The sequence below is a fragment of the Streptomyces sp. ID05-39B genome (assembly GCF_033794725.1).
GTDB lineage: Bacteria > Actinomycetota > Actinomycetes > Streptomycetales > Streptomycetaceae > Streptomyces > Streptomyces bobili.
Window position 1 is genome coordinate 19,346 of the sequence record NZ_JARGEF010000028.1, and the last position, 25,391, is coordinate 44,736.

Here is a 25,391-nt window from a genome sequence, read left to right on the forward strand (position 1 = left end):
GACGGGCGGGAGAGTACGGCGGCGTGAAGGCGGCGGCGCGGGCGGCGGGGGTGCGGGACCGGGTCAGGGCATCCGATCCCGGGCTCCTGCGGCTCGCGGCCGGACTGCGCACGGTGGGCGCGATCACCCTCACCCTGGCCGTGCTCTCCCTGCTGGACGCGGACGTCACACATCTGGTCGCGGGCGCCATCGCGGCGATGGTCGCCACCTTCGCCGTCCGGGAGAAGCAGCGCGGCCCGCAGGCGGTCACCCTCGCGCTGGGGCTGCCCGTGGCACTGGCCTCGGTGTCCCTCGCGGCGCTGCTCAGCTCCCACGTTCTGGCCGGCGACATCGTGTTCGTCGTGCTCATCTTCTGCGCGGTGTACGGCCGCCGGTTCGGCGACCGGGGCACCGCGCTCGGCCTGATCGGCTTCCAGGTCTACTTCCTGTCCCTGTTCGTGGGCGCCACCGCGCACCTCCTGCCCGGACTCTGGGGAGTCCTCACCGTCGCCTTCGCCTGCAGCGCACTGGCCCGGTTCGCGCTGGTGCCGCAGACACCGGCGGGGATCCTGCTGCGGCTGCGGCAGGCCTTCAGGGCGCGACTCGCGCAGTTGCTCGACGCCCAGCTGGAGCTGCTCGACGCCGGTCCGCAGGAGGTGGAGAAGGCACTGGCGCACGTCCGCACCGGCACGGCACGGCTGCACGAGACGGCCATGATGATCCACGGCCGGCTGGAGGAGGGCACCCCGGACGAGGCGGCGGCCCGGCTGGTGCAGCGCCGGGTCGCCGACGCGGAGATCGCCGCCGAGCGGCTGGGACTGCTCCTGCTGACGGCGCGCAGCGCCGAACGCGCCGACACCCTGACCCTGCACTTGCCGGGCGCGCCGGTCCCCGAGGGCGGTCTCCTGCCCGTGCGGGAGGAGTCGACGGACGTGCTCCGCCGCGACCTGCGCGCGCTGCGCCTGCTGGTACGGCATCCCGTCGGCGACGGCGCGGGGTCCGCGCAGATCCGCAACCGGCTGCTCGGCTACCGCGACGAGGAGAACCTGCCGTCCGCCTCACCGGCCGTGCGGGACGTCTTCCGGGGCGTCGGCGAGTGCGCCCGCGCCGTGCTCGGCCTGCGGATCGCGCTCGACGGGCCGCAGGACGAGTCCGACGACAGCCCCGAGACGGCCCGCTCCCGGGAGGAACTGGACGCGGAGGACGCGGCCATCGGCGGATCGGAGGCCGAGGAGGAGACCGCGCGGAAGCCCACGGGGCTGCGCAGGCCGACCACCCGCGCGGCCGTCCAGGTCTCCGTCGGCTCCGCGCTGGCCATCGCCGGCGGCGAACTGCTGTCCACCCATCGCTGGTACTGGGCGGTCCTGACCTGCTGGATCGTGTTCCTCAACACCGCGTCCACCGGTGAGATCCTGGTCAAGGGATACCGGCGGCTGCTCGGCACCGCGCTCGGCGTGGTCGCCGGCATCGGGCTCGCGGGACTGGTCGGCCACCACACGTGGACGGCGTTCGCGGTGGTGCTGCTGTGCGTGTTCGCGATGTTCTACACCGCGCCGCTGTCGTACACGCTGATGTCGTTCTTCGTCACCGCAGCGCTCGGCGTGCTGTACACGCTGCTGCACACCTACAGTCTGGAGGTGCTGGTCCTGCGGATCGAGGAGACCGCGCTGGGGGTGGCCTGCGGAGTGGTCGCGGCGGTCCTGGTCCTGCCGGTGCGAACCGACCGGCGGACGGACGAGCTGCTCACCACCGTCCTCGACCGGCTGACCGACGTCACCGAGGCCTCCCTGGAACAGCTCGCCGGCGGGCCTGCGGCCGAGCTGCTGGACCGCGCCCGGGAACTGGACCAGGCCCTGTCCGACCTGCGGTCCGCGACCCATCCGCTGACCCATCCGGTCACCCCGCTGCGGACCCGGCGGGACACCGCCCAGTACGTCGTCGCCCTGCTGGAGACCTGCGCCTACCATGCCCGGTCGCTCGCGGCCACGGCCGAGTTGCTGCCGACCCACCCGTCCATCGCGGCGGACCCCCGGCTGCGCGGAGCCGGACAGCGCATCCTGCACAACATCGGCGCCATCGCCGCGCGGGTCGCCGACGACCGCAGCACGGCCGAGGTCCGCACCGGCCCCAGCGTCGCCTCGCTGCTGGCGCCGGGCACCCCCGGCACCCCCCGCTACGGCCGCGTCACCGACCGCGTTCTGCGCCACCTGCAGCGCCTGGACGAGGCGGTGGCGGGCCTGGCCAGACCGCTGGGGGTTCCGGTGTCGTCGCCGGGGAAGTGAGGTCGGGGTCCGCGAGGTGAGGTCGGGGTCCGGGCATACGGGGCCGCCCGGCACCGGATGCGAGACGGGCGTCGGCTGCCGTAGCCACGCGGCATTGGCCGCCCCACCGACCCCGCGCGGGGTGGACCGCAGGCCCCAGACGTCCGCGGGCGGATCCTGACGTCGACCAGCGGCCGGACCTGCCCTCCTCACCCGTCACCGGACCTGCCCTCGTCACCCGTCGCCCGTCACCGCGCCGTCGGCGCCCGTCGGCAGGAACTGGCGCCCGACTCAGGGGCCGGACGGCGTCGGCCGGCAACCCCGTGGGCCGCAGCCGACAGCCACCCCGTGGCCGCGCCATGTGAAGCGGGCGCCCGCCCGGCGCCGGTCGGCGTCGGGCGGGCGCCCGGAGAGTGGGCTGCGGTGGACGGTGTCAGAAGTCCGTCGGCAGGCCGCTCGCCGCCGCGATGCCGCGAAGCTCATCCGTGTCGTTCTGGCGCTGCTGGATGCAGCCGGCGATCTCGGCGAGGCGGTCCGGGTCGGAGGCGGTCACCGCGTCGGTGACCACGCGGACCGGGCCGGTGCCGTCGACCTGGATCTCGACGAGCTGGTTGTCGAGGCGGCCCGTGACGGCCGTGGCGATGACCAGGGCGGCCTCGTCACGGATCTCCTGGGGCAGCTCCTCGGTCTCCTGCGGATCGAGGGCGAAGTCGAGAGTCTCGGCGGATTGTTCGTCGAGGGCACGCAGGGCGGGCGCGACGACCTTGAGCAGCATCGCGAAGTCCTCGCTGTCCATGCGGACGCGCAGGAGGTCGAGGTACATGTCCACGGGCCGTCCGTCCGGCGGGAACTCGGATTCGTTCATCTCCCCCGGGTTCCCCGCCGACGGCATGTTCAGACCTTGCGCCAGCGGGCCATCGCGAAGGAGAACACCCCGAACAGCACCAGACCGGCCGCGACGCAGGCCAGCAGCCCCGGCCCGGCGGACGTCTCGGCGAAGGAGCGCAGGGTGTCGTCGAGTCCCTTGGCCCTGTCGGGCTCGTAGTCGAGGGCCGCGCGGACGGCGAAGGCGCCCGCCGCCGCGAACACCAGGCCGCGCGCGGCGCCGCCGGCCACACCGGTGACGTCCACCAGTCGGCGCGTCCGAGGGGACATCTGCCCGAGACGCAGGTTCTCGCGGTACGTGCGCAGCAGGGCCCGGCCGCCGATCCATATTCCGCCGACGACGATCCCGGCGCCGACCGCGCCGACGATCCACCGCCCCGCGGGCAGCTCCAGCACCCGGGCGGTGACGTCACGGGACTGCTCGTCGCTCGACCCGCCCCCGTCGCCCGATCCCGCGGCGAAGGCGAGGACGGAGTAGGCGACGAAGCAGTAGAAGCCACAGCGGGCGAGTGCCAGGAGGCGCTTCCTCAGCTTGCGGCCGTCAGGTCCGACCGAGCCGAAGACCAGCTCGGACAGCCGCCACAGGGCCATGCCGACCAGCCCTGCGCCCAGGGCCCACAGCAGGACGGAGCCGTAGGGTCTGTCCGCGATCTCGGCGAGGGCGCCCTGCCGGTCCGCCTGCCGCTTCTCGTCGGCGCCGAAGGCGATCTGGAGGGCCAGCGCCCCGACGAGCAGGTAGATCACTCCGCGCGCGGCCAGTCCGGCCCTCGCGGCCCCCCGCGTGACCGAACCCCGCGCCGCGCGCTCGGCCTGGATCCTGCCGTCGCGCACCAGGGCACTCGCATTCATGCCAACCTCCTGGAAGAGTCCCGGGAACCCGGATGCCCCGGCTCCGGCGCCGCACACTCGGACGCCGCACACTTCGGCGCCGCACACTTCGGCGCCGCACGCTTGGGCGCCGCACGCAGGTTTCACACCCCGCGCCACACGCCTGGCTTCGCACACACGGGCGCCCCGCCGCGGATGTGCCGCGGCGGGGCGCCCGTGGGCCGGCCTGTCAGGCGTACACGCGGGACCCGTCGGTGGTGGACACGCGGGGCGCGTCGGTGGTGCGGCGGGTGGTGGCGTCGGCGTCGGTGGCCGCGGCGAGCCAGCCGCGGGCCACCTCCAGGGCCCGGGTGACCTCGCGGGTCCCGGTGGAGACGCACAGCGTGTACGCGAGGTCCTGCGCCCGCGTCTCGTCCTCGGGGGATCCACTCGCCTTCGTGGCCTCGAACTCGTCGACGAGTGTGCGCAGGACGGCGGGGTGAGGCATCAGCATCAATAGGCTCCTTAGGCTCCTTAGGCTCCTTGTCCGAAACGGTGGGGTACGTACGACTCCCGGTGGCCGCCGGCTCAGCGGCCGTCGCCCGGTCGGCCCATGGCCTCCTGGCGCACCTGGGCACAGCTGCGGCTGATGAGCCGGGAGACGTGCATCTGGGAGATGCCGAGCCGGTCGGCGATGCGGCTCTGCGTCATGTCCTCGAAGAAGCGCATGTAGAGGATGGCCCGCTCGCGTTCCGGCAGCCTGCGCAGGCTCTCCTTGGCCGACTCCCGGTCGACCACGATGTCGTAGGAGAGGTCGGCCTCGCCGAGGGTGTCCGCGAGGCTGTAGCCGTCGTCGCCGGCGGGGAGTTCGGCGTCCAGCGAGAGCGTGCTGAAGCTCTCCAGGGCCTCGAGCCCCGCGGCGACCTCGTCCTCGGTGAGGCCGGTGTGGGCGGCGAGGTAGGCGGTCGACGGCTCGGGGGCGCCGGGGGTCTGGGCCAGTTCGCGTCGGGCCAGACGTACCTTGTTGCGCAGTTCCTGCACCCGGCGGGGCACCCGCAGGGCCCACATCCGGTCCCGGAAGTGCCGCTTGATCTCGCCGGTGATGGTGGGGACGGCGTAGCTCTCGAAGGCCCCGCGTTCCGGGTCGAAGCGGTCGACGGCCTTCACCAGGCCGAGCGCCGCGACCTGACGGAGGTCCTCGATGGCCTCGCCGCGGTCGCGGAAGCGGCCGGCGATCCGGTGGGCCATGGGCAGCCAGGCGGTGACGATCTCGTCGCGGACGGCGTCCCTCTCGGCTCCCTCCTCCATCGTGGTCAGCCGGGCGAAGAGGCGTGCGGTGTCGGGAGCGTCGTCGTGGGTGCGGCGGGGGTGACCGGTGGGGTTCGGGGCGGACGTGGTGTTCGGGGCGGACGTGGCAGGACGGCTTGTCGACATGTCGATGAGCATGCGGAATCGCTCCTGAGCGGTCGTGTCAAGGAATGACCACGGGAGGGTCGCTGTCGTCCCGGGGCGCAGGGAGCGCCCCGGAGCGGTCATACCACTCCCGTCGGCGCGCCTCCGGTCCGAAGCACGAACCTCCGTCTGCCCTGCGTCCGGAGGAACAAACTCCGGTGGCCGGAAAGCTGTTCGGACGGCTGATACGGCTGATACGGCCATGACGGCCGTGACGGCCGGTCAGGACACGGGGACCACGGCGGTGATCCGCTTCCCGCCGGACGGCAGCCCGGACACCCGGACGTCACAGGCCAGCCGGCAGACGATGGGCCAGCCCCGGCCGCCGGTCCGGCGCCTCCCCTGCTCGTCGAGCGGGTCGCTGACGACGGGCAGCCGGTCGCTGCGGTCGCTCACGGAGACCCGCACGGCCGGCCCGTCCACGTCCACGTCGAAGTCGGTGATGCCGCCCCCGTGCAGGATGGCGTTGGTGGTGAGTTCGGAGGCGACGAGCAGGGCGTCGGAGAGGGCTTCCTCGTCGTAGGGACTGCCGGTGGTCCGGCCCCGCCCGGCGACGGCGCGGCGTATGGCACTGCGCACGTCGGACGGCCGGCACGGGCCGCTCCCGTGCCAGTGCACGGGCACGTCGGTTCGGCCGGTCCTGTGCGTACGGTCGACGGGCTCGGCCCCCTCGCTCCGGTCATTCCGGTCGATGCGATCGCTCCGGTCGATGCGGTCGGTACTGTTCGTGCGGTCGCTCCGGTTGTTCGCGTTGTTCGCGTTCGCGCGCATCCTTTCGCTCTCCTGACGTCTTCGACTGGTCGATGGACCCTCTCCCCCGCCGGGCGGTACGGCCCTACTCCCTTCGGCTGGCCCCCGGGAGCCCCGCCAAACCTGCCTTTCCGGGCATTCGGCGACATCTGAGCGGCTGCCGGAGAAGACCGGGGGATCCAGGGGCGAAGCCCGGTCATCGTCCGGCGTCGCCGGGGTAGGCGGGGTACATGACGGATGTCGTGGACTCGGACGAACTGCTGCGGCGCATCCAGCGCGCCAGGGCCTGCGCACGAGAGGAGCTGCGGACCCTGCGGTCCCGGAGCGAGGATCTGGGGCGCACCGATCCGGACGCGGCGCGCGAGGCGCACGTACGGGGCCTGGCCTACGAGGCGGTGCTCGACGTACTGGACGAGATCGTGACTCCGGGACACCACGCTGAGCCCTCGTGACCTGGCCGGCGCCGGTGCCTTCGGGGTGTGCGCCGAGAGCTGCGGCAACCCGGACCTGCATGGCCGGCGGTCACACCCGCGCCGCAGACCCGCCCTCGCCAGGTGCGCGGCGCCGACCCGAGTGAAACGGGTCACGTGACCGGGTTGTGATGCGGTGATAGGCACCAGAATGGTTTACGGTTCATCCAGTGGTGGCGGAGTCGAGGCATACTCCTCCGCATACCGCATGCGGTGGCCCTGGCTGGCTTCCCCCGTCCAGCCAGGGCTTTCCCATGCCCGCGGGACAAATCTCGCGCCGCCGAGGTGCTCGCGGCGCCCGCAGCGGCTGAAATGGGCTTAGGGCCCCGAGGCCCAGGGAACATCCCGGAACCGTCCCCGGCGAGGAGCCCCGCGCCATGACCAGAGCGACAAGACTGCTGACCGCCCTCCCCCCGCCCCAACGCCACCGTCTGATGACCCTCGCCCGCGAGGTGTCCTTCCCGGAGGACACCCGGATCTTCGAAGCGGGCGGCACGGCCGACCGCTTCTGGGTCATCCGCTCCGGCGCGGTCACCCTCGACCAGCGGGTGACGTCCGTGCAGCGGGTCACCGTCGCCAGCCTCGGCGCCGGCGACCTCCTCGGCTGGTCCTGGCTGTTCCCCCCGTACCGATGGGACTTCGGCGCGGAGGCGTTCAGCCCGGTCCGCGCCTACGAGTTCGAGGCCCAGCCGGTGCTCAAGCTGTGCGAGGAGGACCCGGCGCTCGGCCTCTCCCTGGTCCGGATCGTGGCCGAGATCCTCGCCCACCGCCTGGAGACCACCCGCGGCAAACTCATGGAGCACTACAGCACGCACCGCCGCGGGGTCATCTGACCGGGGCAGACGCGTACCGCCCCGGAGCGGGCACCACGGCCGGCACGACCCGCAGGGCCACCACGGCCGGCATCACGACGACGACCAGCAGGCCGCCGCTGTCCGTCACCAGCCCCGCCGGCCGGGCGCTCAGGCGCCCGCGACCAGGGTGATCCCGAGGGTGATCATCGTCGCGGCGACGAGTCCGTCCAGGACGCGCCAGGCGCCGGGCCGGGCCAGGAAGCGGCCGAGCAGCCGCGCCCCGAAGCCCAGCGCGGCGAACCAGCACAGGCTTGCCGCCGCCGCCCCGAGGCCGAAGGTCCAGCGCATCGGGCCGCGGTCCGCTGCGACGGTGCCGAGCAGGAACACGGTGTCGAGGTAGACGTGCGGGTTGAGCCACGTCATGGCGAGGCAGGTGAGGACCGCGCGCCGCCGGGAGCCGGTGGCCCCGCCCGTCGCCTCCAGGGCGCCGCCCGGCCTCAGGACCCTGCGGGCGGCGAGGACGCCGTAGCAGAGCAGGAAGCCGCCGCCGAGCCAGGCGACGGCGGTCAGGGCGCCCGGCCAGGCCACCACCAGAGCGCCGACCCCGGCCACCCCGAGCGTGATGAGGAGGGCGTCGGACAGGGCGCAGATCGCGACGACGGGGAGCACGGCGTCCCGGCGGATGCCCTGGCGCAGGACGAAGGCGTTCTGGGCGCCGATGGCGACGATGAGGGACAGACCGGTACCGAAGCCCGCTGCCGCGGCGGTGAGGGAGGAGGACATGACGTCCACGCTAGGGAGCCGATCGACATGGGTCCAGCTAAAGATTCATACGTATCATTAGCACTCGTGATGACAGATCTCCCTCTCGACCAGGTCCGCACCCTCCTCGCCGTGGTCGACGAGGGCACCTTCGACGCCGCGGCCACCGCCCTGCACGTGACGCCGTCGGCGGTCAGCCAGCGGGTGAAGGCACTGGAGCAGCGCACGGGCCGGGTCCTGCTGCTGCGCACCAAGCCGGTGCGGCCGACGGAGTCCGGGGAGATCGTCGTACGGTTCGCCCGCCAGCTGGCCCGGCTGGAACGCGACACGCGGTCCGAGCTGGGCATGAACGGCGACGGTGAGCCGACACGCGTGACGGTGGCGGTCAACGCGGACTCGCTCGCCACCTGGTTCCTGCCCGCCCTCACCCGCGTGCCGCGCGAACCGCCGTTCTGCTTCGAACTCCACCGGGAGGACGAGACGGCGACGGCGGAACTGCTGCGGGAGGGGCTGGTGATGGCCGCGGTGACCTCCTCGCCGGACGCCGTCACCGGCTGCTCGGTCAGGTCACTGGGCTCGATGCGCTACTTCGCCGCGGCCGGTCCGCGATTCGCCGCCGCCTTCCTCGACGGCCTGCCCCTGGGCGAGGGACTCGCGCGGGCACCCGTGGTCACCTTCGACCGGCGCGACGACCTCCAGGACGCGTTCGTACGCCGGCTGCGGCGCGGCCCCGACGGCGCGAGCCGGCTGCGCCACACCGTGCCGACCTCGGAGGGGTATCTCGACGCGGTGGAGGCCGGACTCGGCTGGGGCATGGTGCCGGAGGTGCAGGCGAGCAAGCTGCTGGCGGAAGGCCGCCTGGTCTCGCTCGCTCCGGAGCGTCCCTTCGACGTCCCCCTGTTCTGGCAGCAGTGGAAGCTCGACTCCCCCGCCCTGGCGGCCGTGGCGACAGCCGTGGCGGCGACCGCGGCGCAGACCCTGCGGAGTTGACCGGCCCGGCGCCCCGCGCCGCCGAGACGGCCACCCACCCGCCCGGCACGGTTTCACTTCCGTCCCGCCGGTCACCCGAACAGGAGCAACTCATCCGCAGCCGCGACGATTTCGAACGCAGGTGACTTCGCATGGACGACTGGCGACAGCGCGCCGCGTGCCGCCACGAGGACCCGGAACTCTTCTTCCCGATCGGCACCTCGGGTCCGGCTCTCCTGCAGACCGAGCAGGCCAAGGCGGTCTGCCGGCGCTGCCCGGTCCGGGCGCAGTGTCTGGAGTGGGCGCTCGAGACCGATCAGAGCCTCGGGGTCTGGGGCGGTACGAGCGAGACCGAACGGCATGCCCTGAAGCGGCGTATCAGGGCACGGCACCGCAGTTCATGAGCCTCGGACGGGCCGGTGTTCACCGGCCCGTCCGCCGCAGCGTGCCCCACCGCGACTCCTGGCGGGCCACCTCCTCGCGCGCCGCCTCGATCACCGACCCGTCGATCCAGCACAGCGGCCCTACGTCGGACACGAGCGGCTCGTTGTCGGGGCCCCGGCTCGTCTCCCGGCCCGCGAGGACCCAGGGGCGGACGCCGGGGCCCTTGTCGTGCGGCAGGTGCGCGTAGTCGTACAGGCGCCGGGCGACCCACAGGATGCGGGAGCGGTCCTCCCACCAGTCCTCGACGTCCAGGGGGTTCGCGGACAGGCCGTTCATCGGGACACCGGTGAGTTCGTCGGTACTGGACGCCTCACCGAGGTCGGTCCCCGGCCCACGGGACCAGCGGACGAACAGACCCCTCTGCCGCTCGACCAGGTCGGCCAGTTCGGCCAGGGAGCGTGCGACCGGCAGGTCGTCGGACGAACTCATGGCTTGACCTCCCTCTCCGCCGTCAGGACGGCTCGCGCCGTCAGGACAACGGGGTACCCGCACCGCCCGGACGGAATCAGGCCCTCCGGGCGCCCCTCAGCCCTCCTTCGGTGTCCGCTCGGCGGGCAGCCTCAGGGTGAAGACGCTCCCCGATCCCGCAGTGCTCGCCGCCTGTGCCGTGCCGCCGTGCGCGGCCGTCAGCTGGCGGACGATCGACAGGCCGAGTCCGCTGCCGCCGGTGCGGCGGCTGCGCGACTTCTCCGCGCGCCAGAACCGCTCGAAGACCTGCGGCAGATCCTCGGCCGCGATGCCCGTGCCGGTGTCGGCGACCTCCAGCACCACCTGTTCGCCGTCCGCGCGGGCGGTCAGCGTGACCGTGCCGCCCGACGGGGTGTGGCGTACGGCGTTGATGACGAGGTTGCCGAGCGCCTGCCGCAGCCGCACCGGGTCGGCGTCCAGCCAGGGGCTGCCGTGGGTGTCGGTGCGCAGGGTGACGCCCGCGGTGTCGGCGGCCACGCGGTGGGCGGCGGCGACCTGGGCGAGGAGGTCGTCGGCGGGTACCGGTTCGCGGTGCAGGCGCAGGGTGCCGGCGTCGGCGTCGGCGAGGTCGCGCAGGTCGTCGATGACCCGTTGCAGGACGAGGGCCTCCTCGTGCAGGGCCGCGAGGAGCGCCGGGTCCGGCTCGACGAGGCCGTCGCGGGTGACCTCCAGCCAGCCCCGGATGTTGGTGAGCGGGCTGCGCAGCTCGTGGGCGACATCGCTGACCAGGGCCTTGCGCTGCGCTTCGAGGCGTTCACGGCGCTCGGCCAGGCCGTTGAAGGCCTCCGCGAGGATGCCCGTCTCGTCGCGGGTGGTGACGGGCACACGTACGTGCAGTTCAGGTGGCTGCTGGGCGGCCTCGGTGAGCGCACGCAGGGGCCGTACCAGGCGGGTGGCGACGACGGCGGTCACGGCGACGGTGACGGCGAGCACGAGCCCGGCCGCGCCGACGACCTTCGCCTTGTTGCCGGAGGACATGTCCCAGCGGGGTCCGGCCGCGTTGTTCCCGCCGCCGAGGAAGAGTTCCGCGACGGGAGCGACGTACGGGTCGAGCTGGGTGCGGCGGGCGTCGTCCAGGCAGCGCTGCGCGGTGCGCGTCGTCGCGCCGTCGCCCTTGATGAGGAAGCCGGGTGACGGCGTCGGGGAGCGCAGGTCCGTGCCGCCGGGGCCGGCGATGCCGCCGAGGGCCACGGGTGTGCCGGGGTCCAGCCCCGCCTCGGTCAGGCAGCCGCGGGCGAGCTTTTGGAGTGCGGCCAGCGCCTTCTCCTCCGTGGGCATCGCGGCGTTGAGCCGCCCGTCGGCACACGGTTCGGGGACGTAGCCGTCCTCGACGGTGTCGTCCGCGGGGTGCAGGACCGGGCGGCCGCTGGGTGTGCGGGAGACGGTGGTGCCGATGCCGTTGCGCAGGAAGCAGCTCTGCCGTTTGCGGGCCAGGGCGTCGAGCCCGTCGCGTTCGCCGGCCGTGAGCCGGTAGGGGCCGACGACGCGCGGGTCCGTGCCGCTGAGCTGGGCGCCGGGTTCGCTGGAGGTGTCGGTGCGCAGGGGGTCGACGGTGGCGGCGGCGCGCGGCGGCAGGGAGGTGCCGCGGGGCGCGGAGTCGGCGATGAGGGTGCGGTCGGCGCCGGTCAGGGCGATCCGCCGGCCGGTCTGCGCGGACAGGGCGCGGACGGTGGCGGGTACGCCGCTCCAGTCGGGGTGGGTGGCCGCGTAGCCGCTGAGCCGGGCGAGGATGTCCATGTCGTCGGCGAGGGCCTGGCCCTGTTCCTCCCGCAGGGCGCGGGTGGTGGTGGTCACCGCCAGCCAGGCCGTCGCGGCCACCGAGCAGACGGCGATCAGGACGGACGCGATGAGGAGCCGGACGAGGAGGCGCTTGCGCAGCGGTATGCGGGTGCGCGTGCCGGTGCCGGTCCGCGTGCGTTTCACGGGCGGGTGCCGCTGAGTTTGTAGCCGACGCCGAAGACGGTGAGGAGCCGGGCGGGTCTGCGCGGGTCCGCCTCGATCTTGCGGCGCACGTTCATGATGTGGACGTCGACGGCCCGTTCGGTGGAGGCGCGGTCGTAGCCGCGGGTGTACTGGAGCAACTGCCGCCGGGAGAAGACGCGTTCGGGCTCGCCGACGAGGGCGAGGAGGATCTGGAACTCGGCGGGCGTGCAGTCCACCGGCTCCCCGTCGCACCGCACCTCGTGCCGCACCGGGTCGACGGCGATCCCGGCGGCCCGCAGCACGGGGTCCTCCGGCCGGCCGGCGGTGGATCCACTGCGCCGCAGGACGGTGCGGATACGGGCCATCAGCTCGCGCGGGCTGTACGGCTTGGTCATGTAGTCGTCGGCACCCAGCTCCAGGCCGAGCAGTACGTCGTCCTCGGCTGCGCGGGCGGTCAGCATCAGGACGGGGATGTCGTCGCTGCGGCGGAGCACCCGGCACACCCCGAAGCCGTCGATGACCGGCAGCATGAGATCCAGCACGACGAGGTCGGGCCGGTCCCGGCGCACCGCGTCGAGCGCGGCCGAGCCGTCGTGCACGACGGTGGCGGTGTGCCCCTCGGCGAGCAGCGAGCGGCGGATGAGTTCGGCCTGCATCGCGTCGTCCTCGGCGACGAGTACGTGGGCGCACACGCGGTGGTCTCTCCCTTGGTTCGGTGGGGCGGTCGGCCGTCGGTCGGCGGCAGGGCGGGGTCAGCGGGCCAGGGAGGCATGGTCGCCCATGACGACGACCGGGTGGAGGGCGGGGTCGAGGGCGCGGAGCAGCTCCCTCAGGTGCCGTTCGGCGATGCTGACGCAGCCGTGGGTGGGGCCGCCGTGGTCGACGTGGATCCAGATGCCCCCGCCGCGCTCGGCGCCCAGCGGGCGGGTCCAGTCCAGCGGCGAGGTGCCGGGCTTGCGGTTGTAGTCGATGGCGATCACGTGGTCGAAGGAGCCGGCCAGGGACTCACCCTCGAATCCGGTGCCGGGTGAGCGGAATCCACCGGTCGACCGGTCGTACGGCAGCCGGGTGCCGGGGTCGGGCAGTCGGCCGCCGGCGTCGGAGAGGCCGTACACGCCGATGGGTGTGCGCAGGTCGCCGGCGCGGTGGTGGTCGGTCCAGCCACGAAGGGCGTTGTGGGCGGGCCAGGCCGGGCCGGGCTGCCAGCCGGTGCCGGTGCGGCGGTACAGGACGACTTCGGAGAGCGGGGAGTCAGGGCCGCGCCCGGTCACCACGACCACCTGACGCGCGGCGGCGGGTACGGCGGAGCGGGTCTTCGGGCCGAGGCCGGGCAGCTTGCGCGGGACCGTCTGCACGGCGGCTCTGGGCGCGGGCGTGCCCGGTGGCGCCGAAGTGGTCGCGGGGGCGGGGGCGTTGTGGTCGGGCGAGGTCGCCGCGCCGCCGCCGCATCCGGTGAGCAGGAGGGACGCGGCGAGCAGCGCGGCGCGGGCGCGATGCGTGATCATGACTCGACCCTGGCCGAGAGGTGTGAGGAACTGGTCAGGTTCTCAGGGACGGTTGGGCTTTCCCTGAGCGTACAGCCAGGTGGCGAACAGGCTTGCGAGGTCCTTTCCGGACACCTTCTGCGCCAGCCGCTCGAACTGGGCGGTGGTGCCGTTGCCGTCGCGGTGTGCGGCGGCCCAGGCGCGCAGGACGCGGAAGAAGGCACGGTCGCCGACCGTGGTCCGCAGGACGTGCAGGGCCATGGCGCCGCGGGCGTAGACGGGTGTGCCGAAGATGTTCGCGCCGCTGCCGGGGTCGCCGGGCGGGAACGCCCACAGGCCGTCGGCCGCCGGGCGGGCGTACAGCGCGTCGAAGGCGGCCTGGGCGCTGTCGCCGCCGTGCTGTTCGGCGTAGAGCCACTCGGCGTAGGTGGCGAAGCCCTCGTTGAGCCAGATGTCCTTCCAGGAGGTGAGGGAGACGGAGTCGCCGAACCACTGGTGGGCGCTCTCGTGGACGAGGGTGCTCAGGTCGGGCGCTCTGTCGTACACGGGCCGGGTCTGGGTCTCCAGGGCGTAGCCGACGTTGGGAGCGTGGTCCACGATGGAGCCGGCGGCGCGGTAGGGGTAGGGGCCGAACAGGCCGCTCCCCCACTCCAGTACGGCGGGGAGCTTCGCCAGCACGGGCCCCGCCGCGGCGGCTTCGCGGGGGTCGACGGCGTCGTAGACCTTGACGCCGTCGCGGGTGGTGTACTGCCGGACCTGGAAGGTGCCGACGGTGGCCGTGGCGAGGTAGGCCGCCATGGGCTCGGCCTGCCGCCAGCGGTAGGTGGCCTTGCCGTGCGCGGTGCGCTTGCCGAGGAGGACGCCGTTGGCGACGGCCGTACGGCCCTCGGGGACGGTGATGGCGAAGTCGTACGAGGACTTGTCCGTGGGGTGGTTGTTCGCCGGGAACCAGGTCATGGCGCCCTGCGGTTCCCCCGCGACGAACGCGCCGTCGTCGGTGGGGATCCAGCCGTCGAGGGAGCCGTCGGGGTCGGTGACCGGGCCGGGGGTGCCGGAGTACGTGACGCTCACCCGGAAACGCTCACCCTTGCGCAGGGCGCGGCGCGGGGTGACGACGAGTTCCTGGCCGTCGCGGCGGTGTCCGGCCTTGACGTGGTCGACGGTCAGGGCGGTGACCTTCAGGCCGTTCAGGTCGAGGTCGAAGCGGGTCAGGGCCTGGGTGGCGCGGGCGGTGAGGACGGCTTTGCCGTCGAGGTGCCGGGTGGCCGGATCGTAACGGAGGGTCAGGCCGTAGTGGTCGACGTGGTAGCCGCCGTTCCCGGCCAGCGGGAAGTAGGGGTCGCCGACGCCGGGCGTACCCACCGGACCGGCGGCGAGCGCCGGGTCGGCGGCGGTCAGCAGGGCGGTCACGGCGAGGGGTACGGCCGCGAGGAGGGCGGGGCGTCTGCGGAGGTGAGTCACGTGCGCTCCTGGGGGGTGGCTGTGATCAAACGTGATCAGACTAGGCACCGGGCCCCGCGGGTTCGCCCTCGTTCAGGTCAAGCCGTGCGGCGCGCGCGAGCGGCCCGTGCTTAGACCGTCCGGCAAGGGGAGGGTGGGAGAAGGAGCGGGGGCGGGTGCGTGCAGCTGCAAGGCGGAGGAGGGAGTGATGGCGGAGCCATCGCGACGGACGACAACGCGGCAGATGGGCGTGCCCGACCCCGCGACGCCGCCCTCCCGTTGCCGGACGGTCCTACCCTCGACAGCACCGACCGCCCCGTGGAGAGGCCGCCCATGAGTGTCCGCGTCCGCCGTGTGTACGACCCGCCCGAGCCGGGGGACGGAGTCCGTGTCCTGGTCGACCGGCTGTGGCCGCGCGGCCTGGCGAAGGACGCGGCGCGGGTCGACGACTGGCCGAAGGGACTGACTCCTTCGAACGAGCTGCGCCGCTGGTACCACGCGGGCGAGGGCTCGTACGAGGAGTTCGCGCGGCGTTACGAGGCGGAGCTTGCCGAGCCGGAGGCGGCCGAGCTCCTCGATCGGGTACGTGAGTTGGCGGACGCCGGTCCGGTGACTCTGCTCACGGCGGTGAAGGAGCCCGAGCACAGTCACGCGGCCGTGCTGGCCCGCATGCTCGGCTGAGGGTTGGATCGCCCGGCCGGCTCGCCGACACGGCGGCCCGCCTCCCGCTCGGTCGGCGGGCCGTCCGGGCCCGGACGGAACCCGACGGTCGGGCGGGAGCGGGCCGGGGAGCGACCCGACGCCTGCGCCCGCCGCTCCGCCGGCGGCCGGGCCGCTCCGGACGGGACCGGCACGCCCCGGCCCCGGACGTCACCCCGTCTGCCGTGCCGCCGCCCGTCCCGCCGCGCGCCCCGAGAAGAGGCAGCCGCCGAGGAAGGTGCCCTCCAGGGCGTTGTAGCCGTGGACGCCGCCGCCGCCGAACCCGGCGACCTCGCCCGCCGCGTAGAGACCCTCGACCGGGCTGCCGTCGGCACCGAGGGCGCGCGAGTCCAGGTCGGTCTGGATGCCGCCGAGGGTCTTGCGGGTGAGGACGTGCAGCTTGACGGCGATGAGGGGTCCGGCGTCGGGGTCGAGGATGCGGTGCGGGGACGCGACGCGGCCCAGGCGGTCGCCGATGTAGCGGCGGGCGTTGCGGATGCCCTGCACCTGGGCGTCCTTGCTGTAGGCGTTGGCCATCTGGAGGTCGCGGGCGCGGATCTGCCGGCGCAGGCCCTCGGCGTCGAGGAGCGCCTTGTCCGTCAGGCCGTTCATCTTCTCCACCAGCCGGTCCAGCGTGTCGGCGACGACGAAGTCCGCGCCGCGGTCGATGAACGCCTGCACGGGTGCGGGCGCGCCCTTGCCGAGGATCCGGTCGCGCAGGACGGCCTTGCGGTCCTTCGCGGTGATGTCGGGGTTCTGCTCGGAGCCCGACAGCGCGAACTCCTTCTCGACGATCTTGCGCGTGAGGACGAACCAGGAGTGGTCGTGGCCGGCGAGGTCCTCGGTGGTGCGCAGATGCCGCAGGGTGCTGAGGGTGTCGTAGCCCGGCAGGCAGGGGTCGGGCAGCCGGCGGCCGAGGGCGTCGAACCACATCGAGGACGGGCCGGGCAGGATGCGGATGCCGTGGCCGGGCCAGACGGCGTCCCAGTTCTGGACGCCCTCCGTGTAGTGCCACATGCGGTCGCGGTTGACGAGCCGGGCCCCGGCCCCGGCGCTGATGTCGAGCATCCGGCCGTCGACGTAGGCGGGGACGCCGGTGACCATCTCGGCGGGCGGGGTGCCAAGACGCTCGGGCCAGTGGCGGCGGACCAGGTCGTGGTTGGCCCCGATGCCGCCGCTGGTGACGATGACTGCCTGGGCGCTCAGTTCGAAGTCGCCGACACGCTCGCGGCTGGAGGAGACGCCGCGTGGTGAGTCGTCGGGCGCGAGGACGGTGCCGCGTACGCCTCGGGCGGCGCCGCCCTCCAGGACCAGCTCGTCGACGCGGTGGCGGTGGTGGAAGGTGAGCAGCCCGTCACGGGCGGCCTGCTCGGCGTACCTGACGAACGGTTCGACGACGCCCGTGCCGGTCCCCCAGGCGACGTGGAAGCGGGGCACGGAGTTGCCGTGTCCGTCGGCGCGCAGATCGCCGCGTTCGGCCCAGCCGACGGTCGGTACGAAGGAGATGCCGTGCCCGGCGAGCCAGGTGCGCTTCTCCCCGGCCGCGAACTCGACGTAGGCGCGCGCCCAGCGCACCGCCCAGGAGTCCTCGTCGTCGGTGCGGTCGAACTGGGCGCTGCCCTGCCAGTCGCTCCAGGCGAGGTCGAGGGAGTCCTTGATGCCGAGGCGCCGCTGTTCGGGCGAGTCGACGAGGAACAGCCCGCCGAAGGACCAGAACGCCTGGCCGCCGAGGTTGGCGGCGTTCTCCTGGTCGACCAGGGCGACCCGCCTGCCCCTGCTGGTGAGTTCGTGCGCCGCGACCAGGCCGGCGAGGCCCGCTCCGACGACGATGACGTCCGCGTCCATGGCGACCGTTGCCTTTCTCATTCTGGGTGGTTGTCGGGGTGGTTGTCGGGGTGGTTGTCGGGGTGGTTGCCCGGGTGGATCCCGGGGGGACGTTCGAGATGGGCGCCACCCTCGGTGAGCAGCGCGGTGAGGAGCTGCTTGAGCCAGGCGCGGGCGCCGTCCACGTCCTTGTCGAGGAGCAGTTGGGTGGTGACGCCGTCGTAGGCGGCGACCACCGCGTGGGCGGCTGCGTCGGCGTCGCCGAGGACGGCGGGCAGTGCGGTGTGGGCGCGGTCGCGGCCGAGCCGGTCGGCGATGGCGCCGCGAAGGGTGGCCCGGTGTTCGAGCAGGGACCGGGCGACGGCCGGGTCGCGGGCGGCGTGCACGAGGAAGTCCGTCTTGACGAGCAGCCAGTCGTGGTCGAGGAGCAGCACCTCGGTGACGCGGTCCACGGAGGCGGGCACGTCGAGGCCGGGGCCGTCCCCGGCGAGCGCGTCGGCGACCTGCCGGGCGATGAGGTCGGCGCGCTGGCGGTAGAGCGCGAAGAACAGTTCGTCCAGGCTGGCGAAGTTGGAGTAGAAGGCGCCCCGGCTGTATCCGGCGGTCTCGCAGACCTCCTCGATGGAGACCCGGCCGAAGCCCTTGGCGGCGAACACCTGGAAGGCGGCGTCGAGGAGGTTGGCCCGGGTGCGCACCCGGCGCCGGGTGACCCGTCTCGCCGTCTGTTCGTCCGCCATGCCGGACCTCCGTTCGATACGGGAATGTATCCGATGCGTTGATGTATCGAAAGGCTCCGGCGCCGGCGCGGCGGACCGCACGAGACACACCCCGACACCACATGGAACACACATTCGATTAAGGAGTACGCTGGCCGCATGACCAGGCACCTCCAGGGCTCCCTCTTCGACCAGACCGACGAGCTGCACCTCGGACCCCTGACCGGGATCCGCCGTACCGGACTCGGCTCGGGCGCCTGGATCGACGTGCTCCCCGGCTGGCTCACCGGGGCGGACCAGCTGTTCGAACAGCTCGCGGCCGACGTCCCGTGGCGCGCCGAGCGCCGGCAGATGTACGACCAGATGGTCGACGTACCCCGGCTGCTCGCCTTCTACGGCGAGGACCGTGAGCTGCCGCATCCCGTGCTGGACGAGGCCCGCGCCACCCTCTGCGCGCACTACGCCGACGAGCTGGGCGAGCCCTTCGTCACCGCGGGCCTGTGCTACTACCGCGACGGCCGCGACAGCGTCGCCTGGCACGGCGACCGGATCGGCCGGGGCGCCCGCGAGGACACGATGGTCGCCATCCTCTCCGTGGGCGCGCCCCGTGACCTGCTCCTGCGTCCGGTGCGCGGCGGCGACACCGTGCGGCGCCCGCTGGGCCACGGCGACCTGATCGTGATGGGCGGCTCCTGCCAGCGGACCTGGGAGCACTGCGTCCCCAAGACGACGCGGGCCGCGGGGCCTCGCATCAGCGTCCAGTTCCGGCCGCGCGGCGTGCAGTAGGAGGCCGAGCGGACCCGCACACCCCCGCCGGCCTGCTTCCCTGTTCCCGTCGGACACGGACCTCACCCCACGGGACGATCATGCGGGCCCCGTACGGCAGGTCGCGGACGGCACCTACCTGGTGCACGGCAGCCACACCAACCGGGTGATCCTCACCGAGGGCCCGGGACCACGCCGGCTGAGCCGGTCGGTCTAAGGTCGGGCCATGGCTTTGCAGATCAGTGCCACCAACCCGGAGCATCCGGCCCTCCTGCTGGAACTGCCCTGGCAGCTTCCGCTGGAGGAGTGGCCCGAGGACGTTCTCGTACCGCTGCCGCGCGGCATCTCCCGGCACGTGGTGCGCTACGCCCGCGCCGGCGACGAGGTGATCGCCGTCAAGGAACTGGCCGAGCGCCCGGCGCTGCGCGAGTACGAGCTGCTGCGTGTCCTGGACCGGCTCGGCATCCCCGCCGTCGACCCGCTGGCCGTGGTCACCGGGCGCGCCGACACCGGGGGCGACCCGCTGGAGCCGGTGCTGGTCACCCGGCATCTGGGCGGGTCGATGCCGTACCGGTCGATGTTCGAGACGACCATGCGTCCGGCGACCATGCACCGGCTGATGGACGCCCTGGCCGTACTGCTGGTGCGACTGCACCTGTCCGGCTTCGCCTGGGGCGACTGCTCACTGTCGAACACCCTGTTCCGGCGCGACGCGGGCGCGTACGCCGCCTATCTCGTCGACGCCGAGACCGGTGACCTGCATCCGCAGCTCAGCCCCGGGCAGCGCGACTACGACCTCGACCTGGCCCGCGTCAACATCAGCGGTGAGCTGCTCGACCTGGAGGCCTCGGGCGCCCTGCACCCGTCGGTGGACCCGGTCGAGTTCGGCAGGGAGATCTGCGCCCGCTACGAGCGCCTGTGGGAGGAGCTGACCCGCACCTCCGTCTACCCGGCGGGCAAGTACCACTACATCGAGCGCCGGATCCGCCGTCTCAACGAGCTGGGTTTCGACGTGGCCGAGATGCAGATCGAGCACTCGTCCAACGGCGACACGGTCACCTTCGTGCCGAAGGTCGTCGACGCGGGCCACCACCAGCGGCAGTTGCTGCGGCTGACCGGCCTGGACACCGAGGAGAACCAGGCCAGGCGGCTGCTCAACGACCTGGAGAGCTGGATGGCCACCCAGGACGACTACGCCCCGGGCGACCCCCTCGCCGCCCGCCCCGAGGTGCTGGCGCACCGCTGGGTGCGGGACGTGTTCCGGCCGACCGTGCGGGCGGTGCCGCTCGAACTGCGCGGCTCCATGGACGCGGCGGAGATCTACCACGAACTCCTCGAACACCGCTGGTACCTGTCGGAGCGCGCTCAGCACGACATCGGGCTCGACACGGCCGTCCAGGACTACATCGCCAGGATCCTGCCCCGCGCGCGGGAGACCCTGGAGCCGACGACGCCCGAGTGAACCGGGCGCCGGGGGCGCGTCACTCGTGCGGGATCACGGCGACCGGGCAGTCCGCGTGGTGCAGCACGCCGTGCGCCACCGAGCCGATCCGGGCGCCGACCGCGGTACGGCGGGCCCGCCGGCCGACGACCACCAGCTGGGCCCGCCCGGACACCGACAGCAGCACCTGTCCCGCGCTGCCGATCTCCACGTGCTCCACCACGGGCACGTCCGGGAAGCGTTCCCGCCACGGCGCGAGGGCGTCGGCCAGGGCCTTCTTCTCGTACGGCTCCAGGCCGCCTGCGTCGTCGAGCAGCTTGAGCGAGGCGGGGCTGTAGGAGAACACCGGGGGCAGCGTCCAGGCCCGCACGGCGCGCAGGGAGGCACCGCGGGCGGCGGCCGTCTCGAACGCGAACCGCAGCGTGGGCCCGCTGTCCTCGGGGGAGCCGTGCTGTCCGACGACGACCTCGTGCCCGGCCACCTCGGCGCTCGCCCTGTCCCCGGCCCGCACCAGCACGACCGGGCGGTGGGCCTCGGCGATCACCTGCTGGCCCACCGAGCCGAGCAGGAAGCCGACGACCGCTCCGTGCCCGCGCGAGCCCAGCACCAGCAGCTCCGCCTCCGCCGCGGCGGCGACCAGCGTGTCCGCCGGGTCGCCCTCCAGGACGTCGCTGGTCACCCGCAGTGCGGGGTGGCGTCCGGATACGTCGGTGACGGCCTCCCGGACGGCTGCCCGCACCCACTCCTCCTGGGCTTCCCGGTCCGCCACCTCTGCCGCCGCGTCCGTCTGGAACCGCCAGGCGTGCACCACCCGCAGCGCCAGGTCCCGCCGTACGGCCTCCCTGGCCGCCCATGCCAGTGCCGCGAGGCTCTCCTGCGTCCCGTCGACCCCTGCCGTGATCGGGCCCGTCATCCCGTCGCCTCCCCGCGTCGTGCTTCCACTTCGTCGGGTCCAGTGTTCACCACTACAGTCGGCGTCATGACCTTGGAGTGGGAACAGGTGATCGTGGACTCGGCCGATCCGGTCGCCCTGGGACGATGGTGGGCCGAGGCCCTCGGCTGGGTCGTGGTGAACGACGCGGCCGACGAGTTCGAGATCAGACCGGCCCCGGACCGGCTGCCCGGCCTGCTCTTCGGGACGGTGCCCGAGGCCAAGACGGTCAAGAACCGGCTGCACCTGGACTTCCGGCCCGAGGACCAGCGAGCGGAGGTCGAGCGCCTGCTGGCCCTGGGCGCGCGCCACGCGGACGTCGGTCAGGGCGAGGTGAGCTGGGTGACGCTGGCGGACCCCGAGGGCAACGAGTTCTGCGTGCTGAGCGACCGCAGGAGCTGAGACCCGCTCCCGCGTCGACCGCCGGTGCACGGCCCTGCGCCGAGAGCGCACGGTCCGCCTGGTCCCGGAGCGAACCGGGGCGATCGAACATACGATGGGCGGGAACCGGCGCGGGGCCCGCCGTGCCGCGAGTCCATGGACCGTTCTTCCCCTGCCGGGCGGTCCTGACCCCCGGGGTGGGAGACGTATGGCACAGGCCGCCGAGACCGCGCGGACCGTCATTCTGACCGTGGACGACGACCCGGGGGTCTCCCGCGCCGTCGCCCGCGATCTGCGGCGCCGCTACGGGGCCGCCTACCGGATCGTGCGCGCCGAGTCCGGCGAGTCCGCGCTGGACGCTCTGCGTGAGCTGAAGCTGCGCGGCGACCTGGTGGCCGTGATCCTGGCCGACTACCGCATGCCGCAGATGAACGGCATCGAGTTCCTCGAACAGGCCCTGGACGTGTATCCGGGCGCCCGCCGCGTCCTGCTGACCGCGTACGCCGACACCAACGCGGCCATCGACGCGATCAACGTGGTCGACCTCGACCACTACCTCCTCAAGCCGTGGGACCCGCCGGAGGAGAAGCTCTACCCGGTCCTGGACGACCTGCTCGCGGCGTGGCGCACCAGCGACCACCGGCCCGTCCCTGCCACCAAGGTCGTCGGGCACCGCTGGTCGGCGCGCTCCTCCGGCGTACGGGAGTTCCTGGCCCGCAACCAGGTGCCCTACCGCTGGTACTCCTGCGACGAGCCCGAGGGACTGCGGCTGCTCGCCGCGGCCGGCTCCGACGGGCAGCGGCTGCCGCTGGTGATCACCCCTGACGGCACTGCGCTGATCGAGCCGGACGCCCCCGAACTCGCCTCCCGCGTCGGGCTGGCGACGACGCCGGAGGCCGAGTTCTACGACCTCGTGGTCGTCGGCGGCGGCCCGGCCGGGCTCGGCGCGGCCGTCTACGGCGCCTCGGAGGGGCTGCGGACGGTGCTGGTGGAACGCTCGGCGACCGGCGGGCAGGCCGGGCAGAGCTCCCGCATCGAGAACTACCTCGGCTTCCCCGACGGCGTGTCCGGCGGGCAGCTCACCGACCGGGCCCGCCGGCAGGCCGCCAAGTTCGGCGCCGAGATCCTCACCGCGCGCGAGGTGACGGGACTTGAGGTCAACGGCGCCGCCCGCGTCGTACGGTTCTCCGACGGTTCGGCGGTCGCCGCGCACAGCGTGATCCTTGCGACCGGGGTGTCGTACCGCCAGCTCCTCGCGCCCGGCTGCGACGACCTGACCGGGTGCGGGGTGTACTACGGCTCGGCGCTCACCGAGGCGGCCTCCTGCCAGGGGCAGGACGTGTACATCGTGGGCGGCGCCAACTCCGCGGGCCAGGCGGCGATGTACCTGGCGCGGGGCGCCAAGTCGGTGACGCTGCTGGTGCGCGGGGAGTCCCTGGCGGCGTCGATGTCGCACTACCTCGTCCAGCAGATCGAGGAGGCGCCCAACATCTCGGTGCGGGCCCGCACGGTCGTGGAGGCCGCACACGGGGAAGGACACCTGGAGCAGCTCACCGTGCGGGACGTGGACAGCGGGGCCAGTGAACTCGTCGACGCGCAGTGGATGTTCGTGTTCATCGGCGCCGCCCCGCTGACCGACTGGCTGGACGGCACGGTGCTGCGCGACGGGCGCGGGTTCATCCTGGCCGGGCCCGACCTCACCACGGACGGGCGGCCACCGGCGCAATGGGAGCTGGACCGGCCGCCGTACCACCTGGAGACCAGCATTCCCGGCGTGTTCGTGGCGGGTGACGCGCGCGCCGAGTCCGCCAAGCGCGTCGCGTCCGCCGTCGGAGAGGGAGCCATGGCCGTCATGCTCGTCCACCGTTACCTGGAGCAGTCATGAGCGGGCGCCCGATGCCCTGTGAGCCGGTCGAGATCAGCACGCTGTTCCTGTTCGAGAAGCTCTCCCCCGAGCAGCTCGGACGGCTGTGCGCCGAGGGCCGGGTGGAGCGGTTCGAGCCCGGCCCGGTCTACACCGAGGGCGACCCGGCGACCTGCTTCTACGTGATGATCGAGGGCACGGTGGTGCTGTACCGCCGGGTCGGCGGCGACGACGTCGAGGTCAGCCGCACCTCGCAGCGCGGCGTGTACGCGGGCGCGATGCAGGCGTACCTCGGGGACCGGGTGCCGCAGGTGTACAACAACTCGATGCGGGTGACGGAGCCGACCCGGTTCTTCGTGCTGCCGGCGCAGTCGTTCTCGGACGTGATGCGCGAGTGGTTCCCGATGGCGGCGCATCTGCTGGAGGGACTGTTCTTCGGCTCGAAGAACAGCCAGCGGGCCATCGGCCAGCGCGAACGGCTGCTGGCGCTCGGCTCGTTGTCGGCCGGGCTCACGCACGAACTCAACAACCCGGCCGCCGCGGCCGTACGGGCCACGGCGACGCTGCGGGAACGGGTCGCGAAGATGCGGCACAAGCTCGCCGTCATCTCGCAGGGCGCCTACTCCCGCGAGGTGCTCGCCGGGCTGATCGAGATCCAGGAGCGCACGGCCGAACGGGTCGCCAAGGCCCCCGTGCTGAGTCCTCTGGAGGCCTCCGACCGGGAGGACGAGCTGACCGACTGGCTCGACGGCCACGGCATCCAGGAGGGCTGGCGGGTCGCGCCGACGTTCGTGCAGGCCGGGCTCGGCGTGGAATGGCTGGAAGAGGTCGCGGCGGCCGTGCAGGCCGACATCCTGCCCAACGCGATCGGCTGGCTCAACTACACGGTCGAGACCGAGCTGTTGATGGACGAGATCGACGACTCCACCAACCGGATCTCCCACCTCGTCGACGCGGCCAAGCAGTACTCCCAGCTCGACCGCGCCCCCTACCGGGTCGTCGACGTGCATGAACTCCTCGACAGCACCCTGCTGATGCTGTCCGGGAAGATCGGGCAGCGCATCAAGGTCGTCAAGGAGTACGACCGCGGTGTGCCGGACGTCCCCGCGTACCCGGCGGAGCTGAACCAGGTGTGGACCAACCTCGTCGACAACGCGGTGTTCGCCATCAACAGCGACGGCGGCGAAGGCACGTTGACCGTGCGCACCGCACGGGAGGGCGACCGTCTGCTGGTGGAGTTCGGCGACACCGGGCCCGGCATCGCGGCGGACATCCGCAGCCGGATCTTCGACCCCTTCTTCACCACCAAGCCGGTCGGCGAGGGCACCGGCCTCGGCCTGGACATCTCCTGGCGGATCGTCGTGAACAAGCACCACGGCAGCCTCCAGGTCGAGTCCGCGCCCGGCGACACCCGCTTCCAGGTGCTGCTGCCGCTGACCGCGCCCGAGACCGATCCCGAGAACGCCGCCGACACCTCCCCCGAGACCGCCGAGGAGCCCGTATGACCGACGCCACCGCCATCGACCCGAGCGTCCCGCCCAGTGGCACCGGCTGCGTCGAGTGCGACGCGTCCGGTGGCTGGTGGTTCCATCTGCGGCGCTGCGCGCTGTGCGGCCACATCGGCTGCTGCGACTCCTCCCCCGCCCAGCACGCCACCGCGCACTGGAAGTCCACCGGGCATCCCCTCGTGCAGAGCTTCGAGCCCGGCGAGGACTGGTTCTGGGACTACGACAGCGACGAGCTGTACGAGTCCGGCCCGGAGCTGGCGCAGCCGTCCGGCCACCCGCTGGACCAGCCCACGCCCGGCCCGGCGGGACGGGTGCCGGACGACTGGGCCCGGTTGCTGAACCGCTGAGCCCCGGCTGGGCGGTCTCCCGGCTCA

At 73.2% G+C, this 25,391-nt stretch carries 26 protein-coding genes; 12 read left to right on the top strand and 14 right to left on the bottom strand.

Annotated features, from left to right (window positions below):
- Positions 1-23 precede the first annotated feature (23 nt).
- Positions 24-2,261 (top strand): FUSC family protein, encoded by a 2,238-nt coding sequence (locus P1P75_RS09600; protein ID WP_319253534.1) that lies wholly within the window; start codon positions 24-26, stop codon positions 2,259-2,261.
- A 412-nt stretch (positions 2,262-2,673) separates the two neighbouring features.
- On the opposite strand, the gene P1P75_RS09605 is transcribed toward P1P75_RS09600, so the two are convergent.
- The 5 genes from P1P75_RS09605 to P1P75_RS09625 form a co-directional block, all read right to left on the bottom strand.
- Complete coding sequence (locus tag P1P75_RS09605) at positions 2,674-3,105, bottom strand: hypothetical protein (RefSeq protein ID WP_086767298.1); 432 nt, start codon at positions 3,103-3,105, stop codon at positions 2,674-2,676.
- 29 nt (positions 3,106-3,134) lie between these two features.
- Positions 3,135-3,974, bottom strand: a complete 840-nt coding sequence (locus tag P1P75_RS09610) for a DUF1206 domain-containing protein (protein ID WP_319253536.1) — start codon at positions 3,972-3,974, stop codon at positions 3,135-3,137.
- Positions 3,975-4,182: 208 nt separating this feature from the next.
- A complete protein-coding gene (locus P1P75_RS09615; RefSeq protein WP_319253538.1) occupies positions 4,183-4,446 on the bottom strand; it encodes a DUF5133 domain-containing protein in 264 nt (87 codons plus the stop codon).
- 74 nt (positions 4,447-4,520) lie between these two features.
- Positions 4,521-5,378, bottom strand: coding sequence for a SigB/SigF/SigG family RNA polymerase sigma factor (locus P1P75_RS09620; RefSeq protein ID WP_319253540.1), 858 nt, complete (start codon positions 5,376-5,378; stop codon positions 4,521-4,523).
- A gap of 228 nt (positions 5,379-5,606) precedes the next feature.
- Positions 5,607-6,008, bottom strand: a complete 402-nt coding sequence (locus P1P75_RS09625; protein WP_319253587.1) for an ATP-binding protein — start codon at positions 6,006-6,008, stop codon at positions 5,607-5,609.
- Positions 6,009-6,364: 356 nt separating this feature from the next.
- On the opposite strand from P1P75_RS09625, the gene P1P75_RS09630 reads away from it, so the two are divergent.
- Together P1P75_RS09630 and P1P75_RS09635 are read left to right on the top strand one after the other, a co-directional pair.
- Positions 6,365-6,586 (top strand): hypothetical protein, encoded by a 222-nt coding sequence (locus P1P75_RS09630; RefSeq protein ID WP_319253542.1) that lies wholly within the window; start codon positions 6,365-6,367, stop codon positions 6,584-6,586.
- Between the two features lie 395 nt (positions 6,587-6,981).
- Positions 6,982-7,437 carry a cyclic nucleotide-binding domain-containing protein gene (locus tag P1P75_RS09635; RefSeq protein WP_319253544.1) on the top strand — a complete coding sequence of 152 codons (456 nt, stop codon included), beginning with the start codon at positions 6,982-6,984 and terminating at the stop codon, positions 7,435-7,437.
- A gap of 129 nt (positions 7,438-7,566) precedes the next feature.
- On the opposite strand, the gene P1P75_RS09640 is transcribed toward P1P75_RS09635, so the two are convergent.
- Positions 7,567-8,181: a LysE/ArgO family amino acid transporter gene (locus P1P75_RS09640; RefSeq protein ID WP_319253546.1), complete on the bottom strand. Its 615-nt coding sequence runs from the start codon at positions 8,179-8,181 to the stop codon at positions 7,567-7,569.
- 69 nt (positions 8,182-8,250) lie between these two features.
- Between P1P75_RS09640 and P1P75_RS09645 the strand changes: the two genes are divergently transcribed.
- Together P1P75_RS09645 and P1P75_RS09650 are read left to right on the top strand one after the other, a co-directional pair.
- Positions 8,251-9,150, top strand: coding sequence for a LysR family transcriptional regulator ArgP (locus P1P75_RS09645; protein ID WP_319253589.1), 900 nt, complete (start codon positions 8,251-8,253; stop codon positions 9,148-9,150).
- A gap of 131 nt (positions 9,151-9,281) precedes the next feature.
- Entirely contained in the window at positions 9,282-9,533 is a 252-nt protein-coding gene (locus tag P1P75_RS09650; RefSeq protein WP_319253548.1) for a WhiB family transcriptional regulator, read from the top strand.
- Between the two features lie 19 nt (positions 9,534-9,552).
- On the opposite strand, the gene P1P75_RS09655 is transcribed toward P1P75_RS09650, so the two are convergent.
- The 5 genes from P1P75_RS09655 to P1P75_RS09675 form a co-directional block, all read right to left on the bottom strand.
- Positions 9,553-10,002 (bottom strand): DUF6098 family protein, encoded by a 450-nt coding sequence (locus tag P1P75_RS09655; RefSeq protein ID WP_319253550.1) that lies wholly within the window; start codon positions 10,000-10,002, stop codon positions 9,553-9,555.
- 96 nt (positions 10,003-10,098) lie between these two features.
- Positions 10,099-11,964 (bottom strand): HAMP domain-containing sensor histidine kinase, encoded by a 1,866-nt coding sequence (locus P1P75_RS09660; RefSeq protein WP_319253553.1) that lies wholly within the window; start codon positions 11,962-11,964, stop codon positions 10,099-10,101.
- A complete protein-coding gene (locus P1P75_RS09665) occupies positions 11,961-12,656 on the bottom strand; it encodes a response regulator transcription factor (RefSeq protein ID WP_319253555.1) in 696 nt (231 codons plus the stop codon). Before P1P75_RS09665 ends, P1P75_RS09660 begins: the two co-directional genes overlap by 4 nt.
- A gap of 60 nt (positions 12,657-12,716) precedes the next feature.
- The gene (locus P1P75_RS09670; RefSeq protein ID WP_319253557.1) at positions 12,717-13,469 is read right to left on the bottom strand and encodes a L,D-transpeptidase family protein; all 753 of its coding nucleotides are present in this window, start codon (positions 13,467-13,469) and stop codon (positions 12,717-12,719) included.
- A 42-nt stretch (positions 13,470-13,511) separates the two neighbouring features.
- Positions 13,512-14,909, bottom strand: a complete 1,398-nt coding sequence (locus P1P75_RS09675; RefSeq protein WP_319253559.1) for a M1 family metallopeptidase — start codon at positions 14,907-14,909, stop codon at positions 13,512-13,514.
- A gap of 312 nt (positions 14,910-15,221) precedes the next feature.
- Here P1P75_RS09675 and P1P75_RS09680 point away from each other — a divergent pair, with 312 nt between their 5' ends.
- The gene (locus P1P75_RS09680; RefSeq protein ID WP_319253561.1) at positions 15,222-15,569 is read left to right on the top strand and encodes a DUF488 family protein; all 348 of its coding nucleotides are present in this window, start codon (positions 15,222-15,224) and stop codon (positions 15,567-15,569) included.
- 189 nt (positions 15,570-15,758) lie between these two features.
- Here the strand turns inward: P1P75_RS09680 and P1P75_RS09685 are convergent, their stop codons facing one another.
- Both P1P75_RS09685 and P1P75_RS09690 read right to left on the bottom strand, forming a co-directional pair.
- Positions 15,759-17,432, bottom strand: coding sequence for an FAD-binding dehydrogenase (locus P1P75_RS09685; protein WP_319253591.1), 1,674 nt, complete (start codon positions 17,430-17,432; stop codon positions 15,759-15,761).
- A gap of 17 nt (positions 17,433-17,449) precedes the next feature.
- Positions 17,450-18,148: a TetR/AcrR family transcriptional regulator gene (locus P1P75_RS09690; protein ID WP_319253563.1), complete on the bottom strand. Its 699-nt coding sequence runs from the start codon at positions 18,146-18,148 to the stop codon at positions 17,450-17,452.
- A 138-nt stretch (positions 18,149-18,286) separates the two neighbouring features.
- On the opposite strand from P1P75_RS09690, the gene P1P75_RS09695 reads away from it, so the two are divergent.
- Together P1P75_RS09695 and P1P75_RS09700 are read left to right on the top strand one after the other, a co-directional pair.
- A complete protein-coding gene (locus P1P75_RS09695) occupies positions 18,287-18,913 on the top strand; it encodes an alpha-ketoglutarate-dependent dioxygenase AlkB (protein ID WP_319253565.1) in 627 nt (208 codons plus the stop codon).
- Positions 18,914-19,118: 205 nt separating this feature from the next.
- Positions 19,119-20,354 (top strand): DUF4032 domain-containing protein, encoded by a 1,236-nt coding sequence (locus P1P75_RS09700; protein ID WP_319253567.1) that lies wholly within the window; start codon positions 19,119-19,121, stop codon positions 20,352-20,354.
- Between the two features lie 19 nt (positions 20,355-20,373).
- Here P1P75_RS09700 and P1P75_RS09705 read toward each other — a convergent pair whose 3' ends face one another.
- Positions 20,374-21,246 carry a universal stress protein gene (locus tag P1P75_RS09705; RefSeq protein WP_319253569.1) on the bottom strand — a complete coding sequence of 291 codons (873 nt, stop codon included), beginning with the start codon at positions 21,244-21,246 and terminating at the stop codon, positions 20,374-20,376.
- 66 nt (positions 21,247-21,312) lie between these two features.
- Between P1P75_RS09705 and P1P75_RS09710 the strand changes: the two genes are divergently transcribed.
- From P1P75_RS09710 to P1P75_RS09725, 4 genes are all read left to right on the top strand, one after another.
- A complete protein-coding gene (locus tag P1P75_RS09710) occupies positions 21,313-21,666 on the top strand; it encodes a VOC family protein (protein ID WP_319253571.1) in 354 nt (117 codons plus the stop codon).
- A gap of 187 nt (positions 21,667-21,853) precedes the next feature.
- Positions 21,854-23,530 carry an FAD-dependent oxidoreductase gene (locus tag P1P75_RS09715; RefSeq protein ID WP_319253573.1) on the top strand — a complete coding sequence of 559 codons (1,677 nt, stop codon included), beginning with the start codon at positions 21,854-21,856 and terminating at the stop codon, positions 23,528-23,530.
- Positions 23,527-25,014: an ATP-binding protein gene (locus P1P75_RS09720; RefSeq protein ID WP_319253575.1), complete on the top strand. Its 1,488-nt coding sequence runs from the start codon at positions 23,527-23,529 to the stop codon at positions 25,012-25,014. Before P1P75_RS09715 ends, P1P75_RS09720 begins: the two co-directional genes overlap by 4 nt.
- Entirely contained in the window at positions 25,011-25,364 is a 354-nt protein-coding gene (locus P1P75_RS09725; RefSeq protein WP_319253577.1) for a UBP-type zinc finger domain-containing protein, read from the top strand. The genes P1P75_RS09720 and P1P75_RS09725 overlap by 4 nt, the downstream gene beginning before the upstream one ends.
- Positions 25,365-25,391 lie beyond the last annotated feature (27 nt).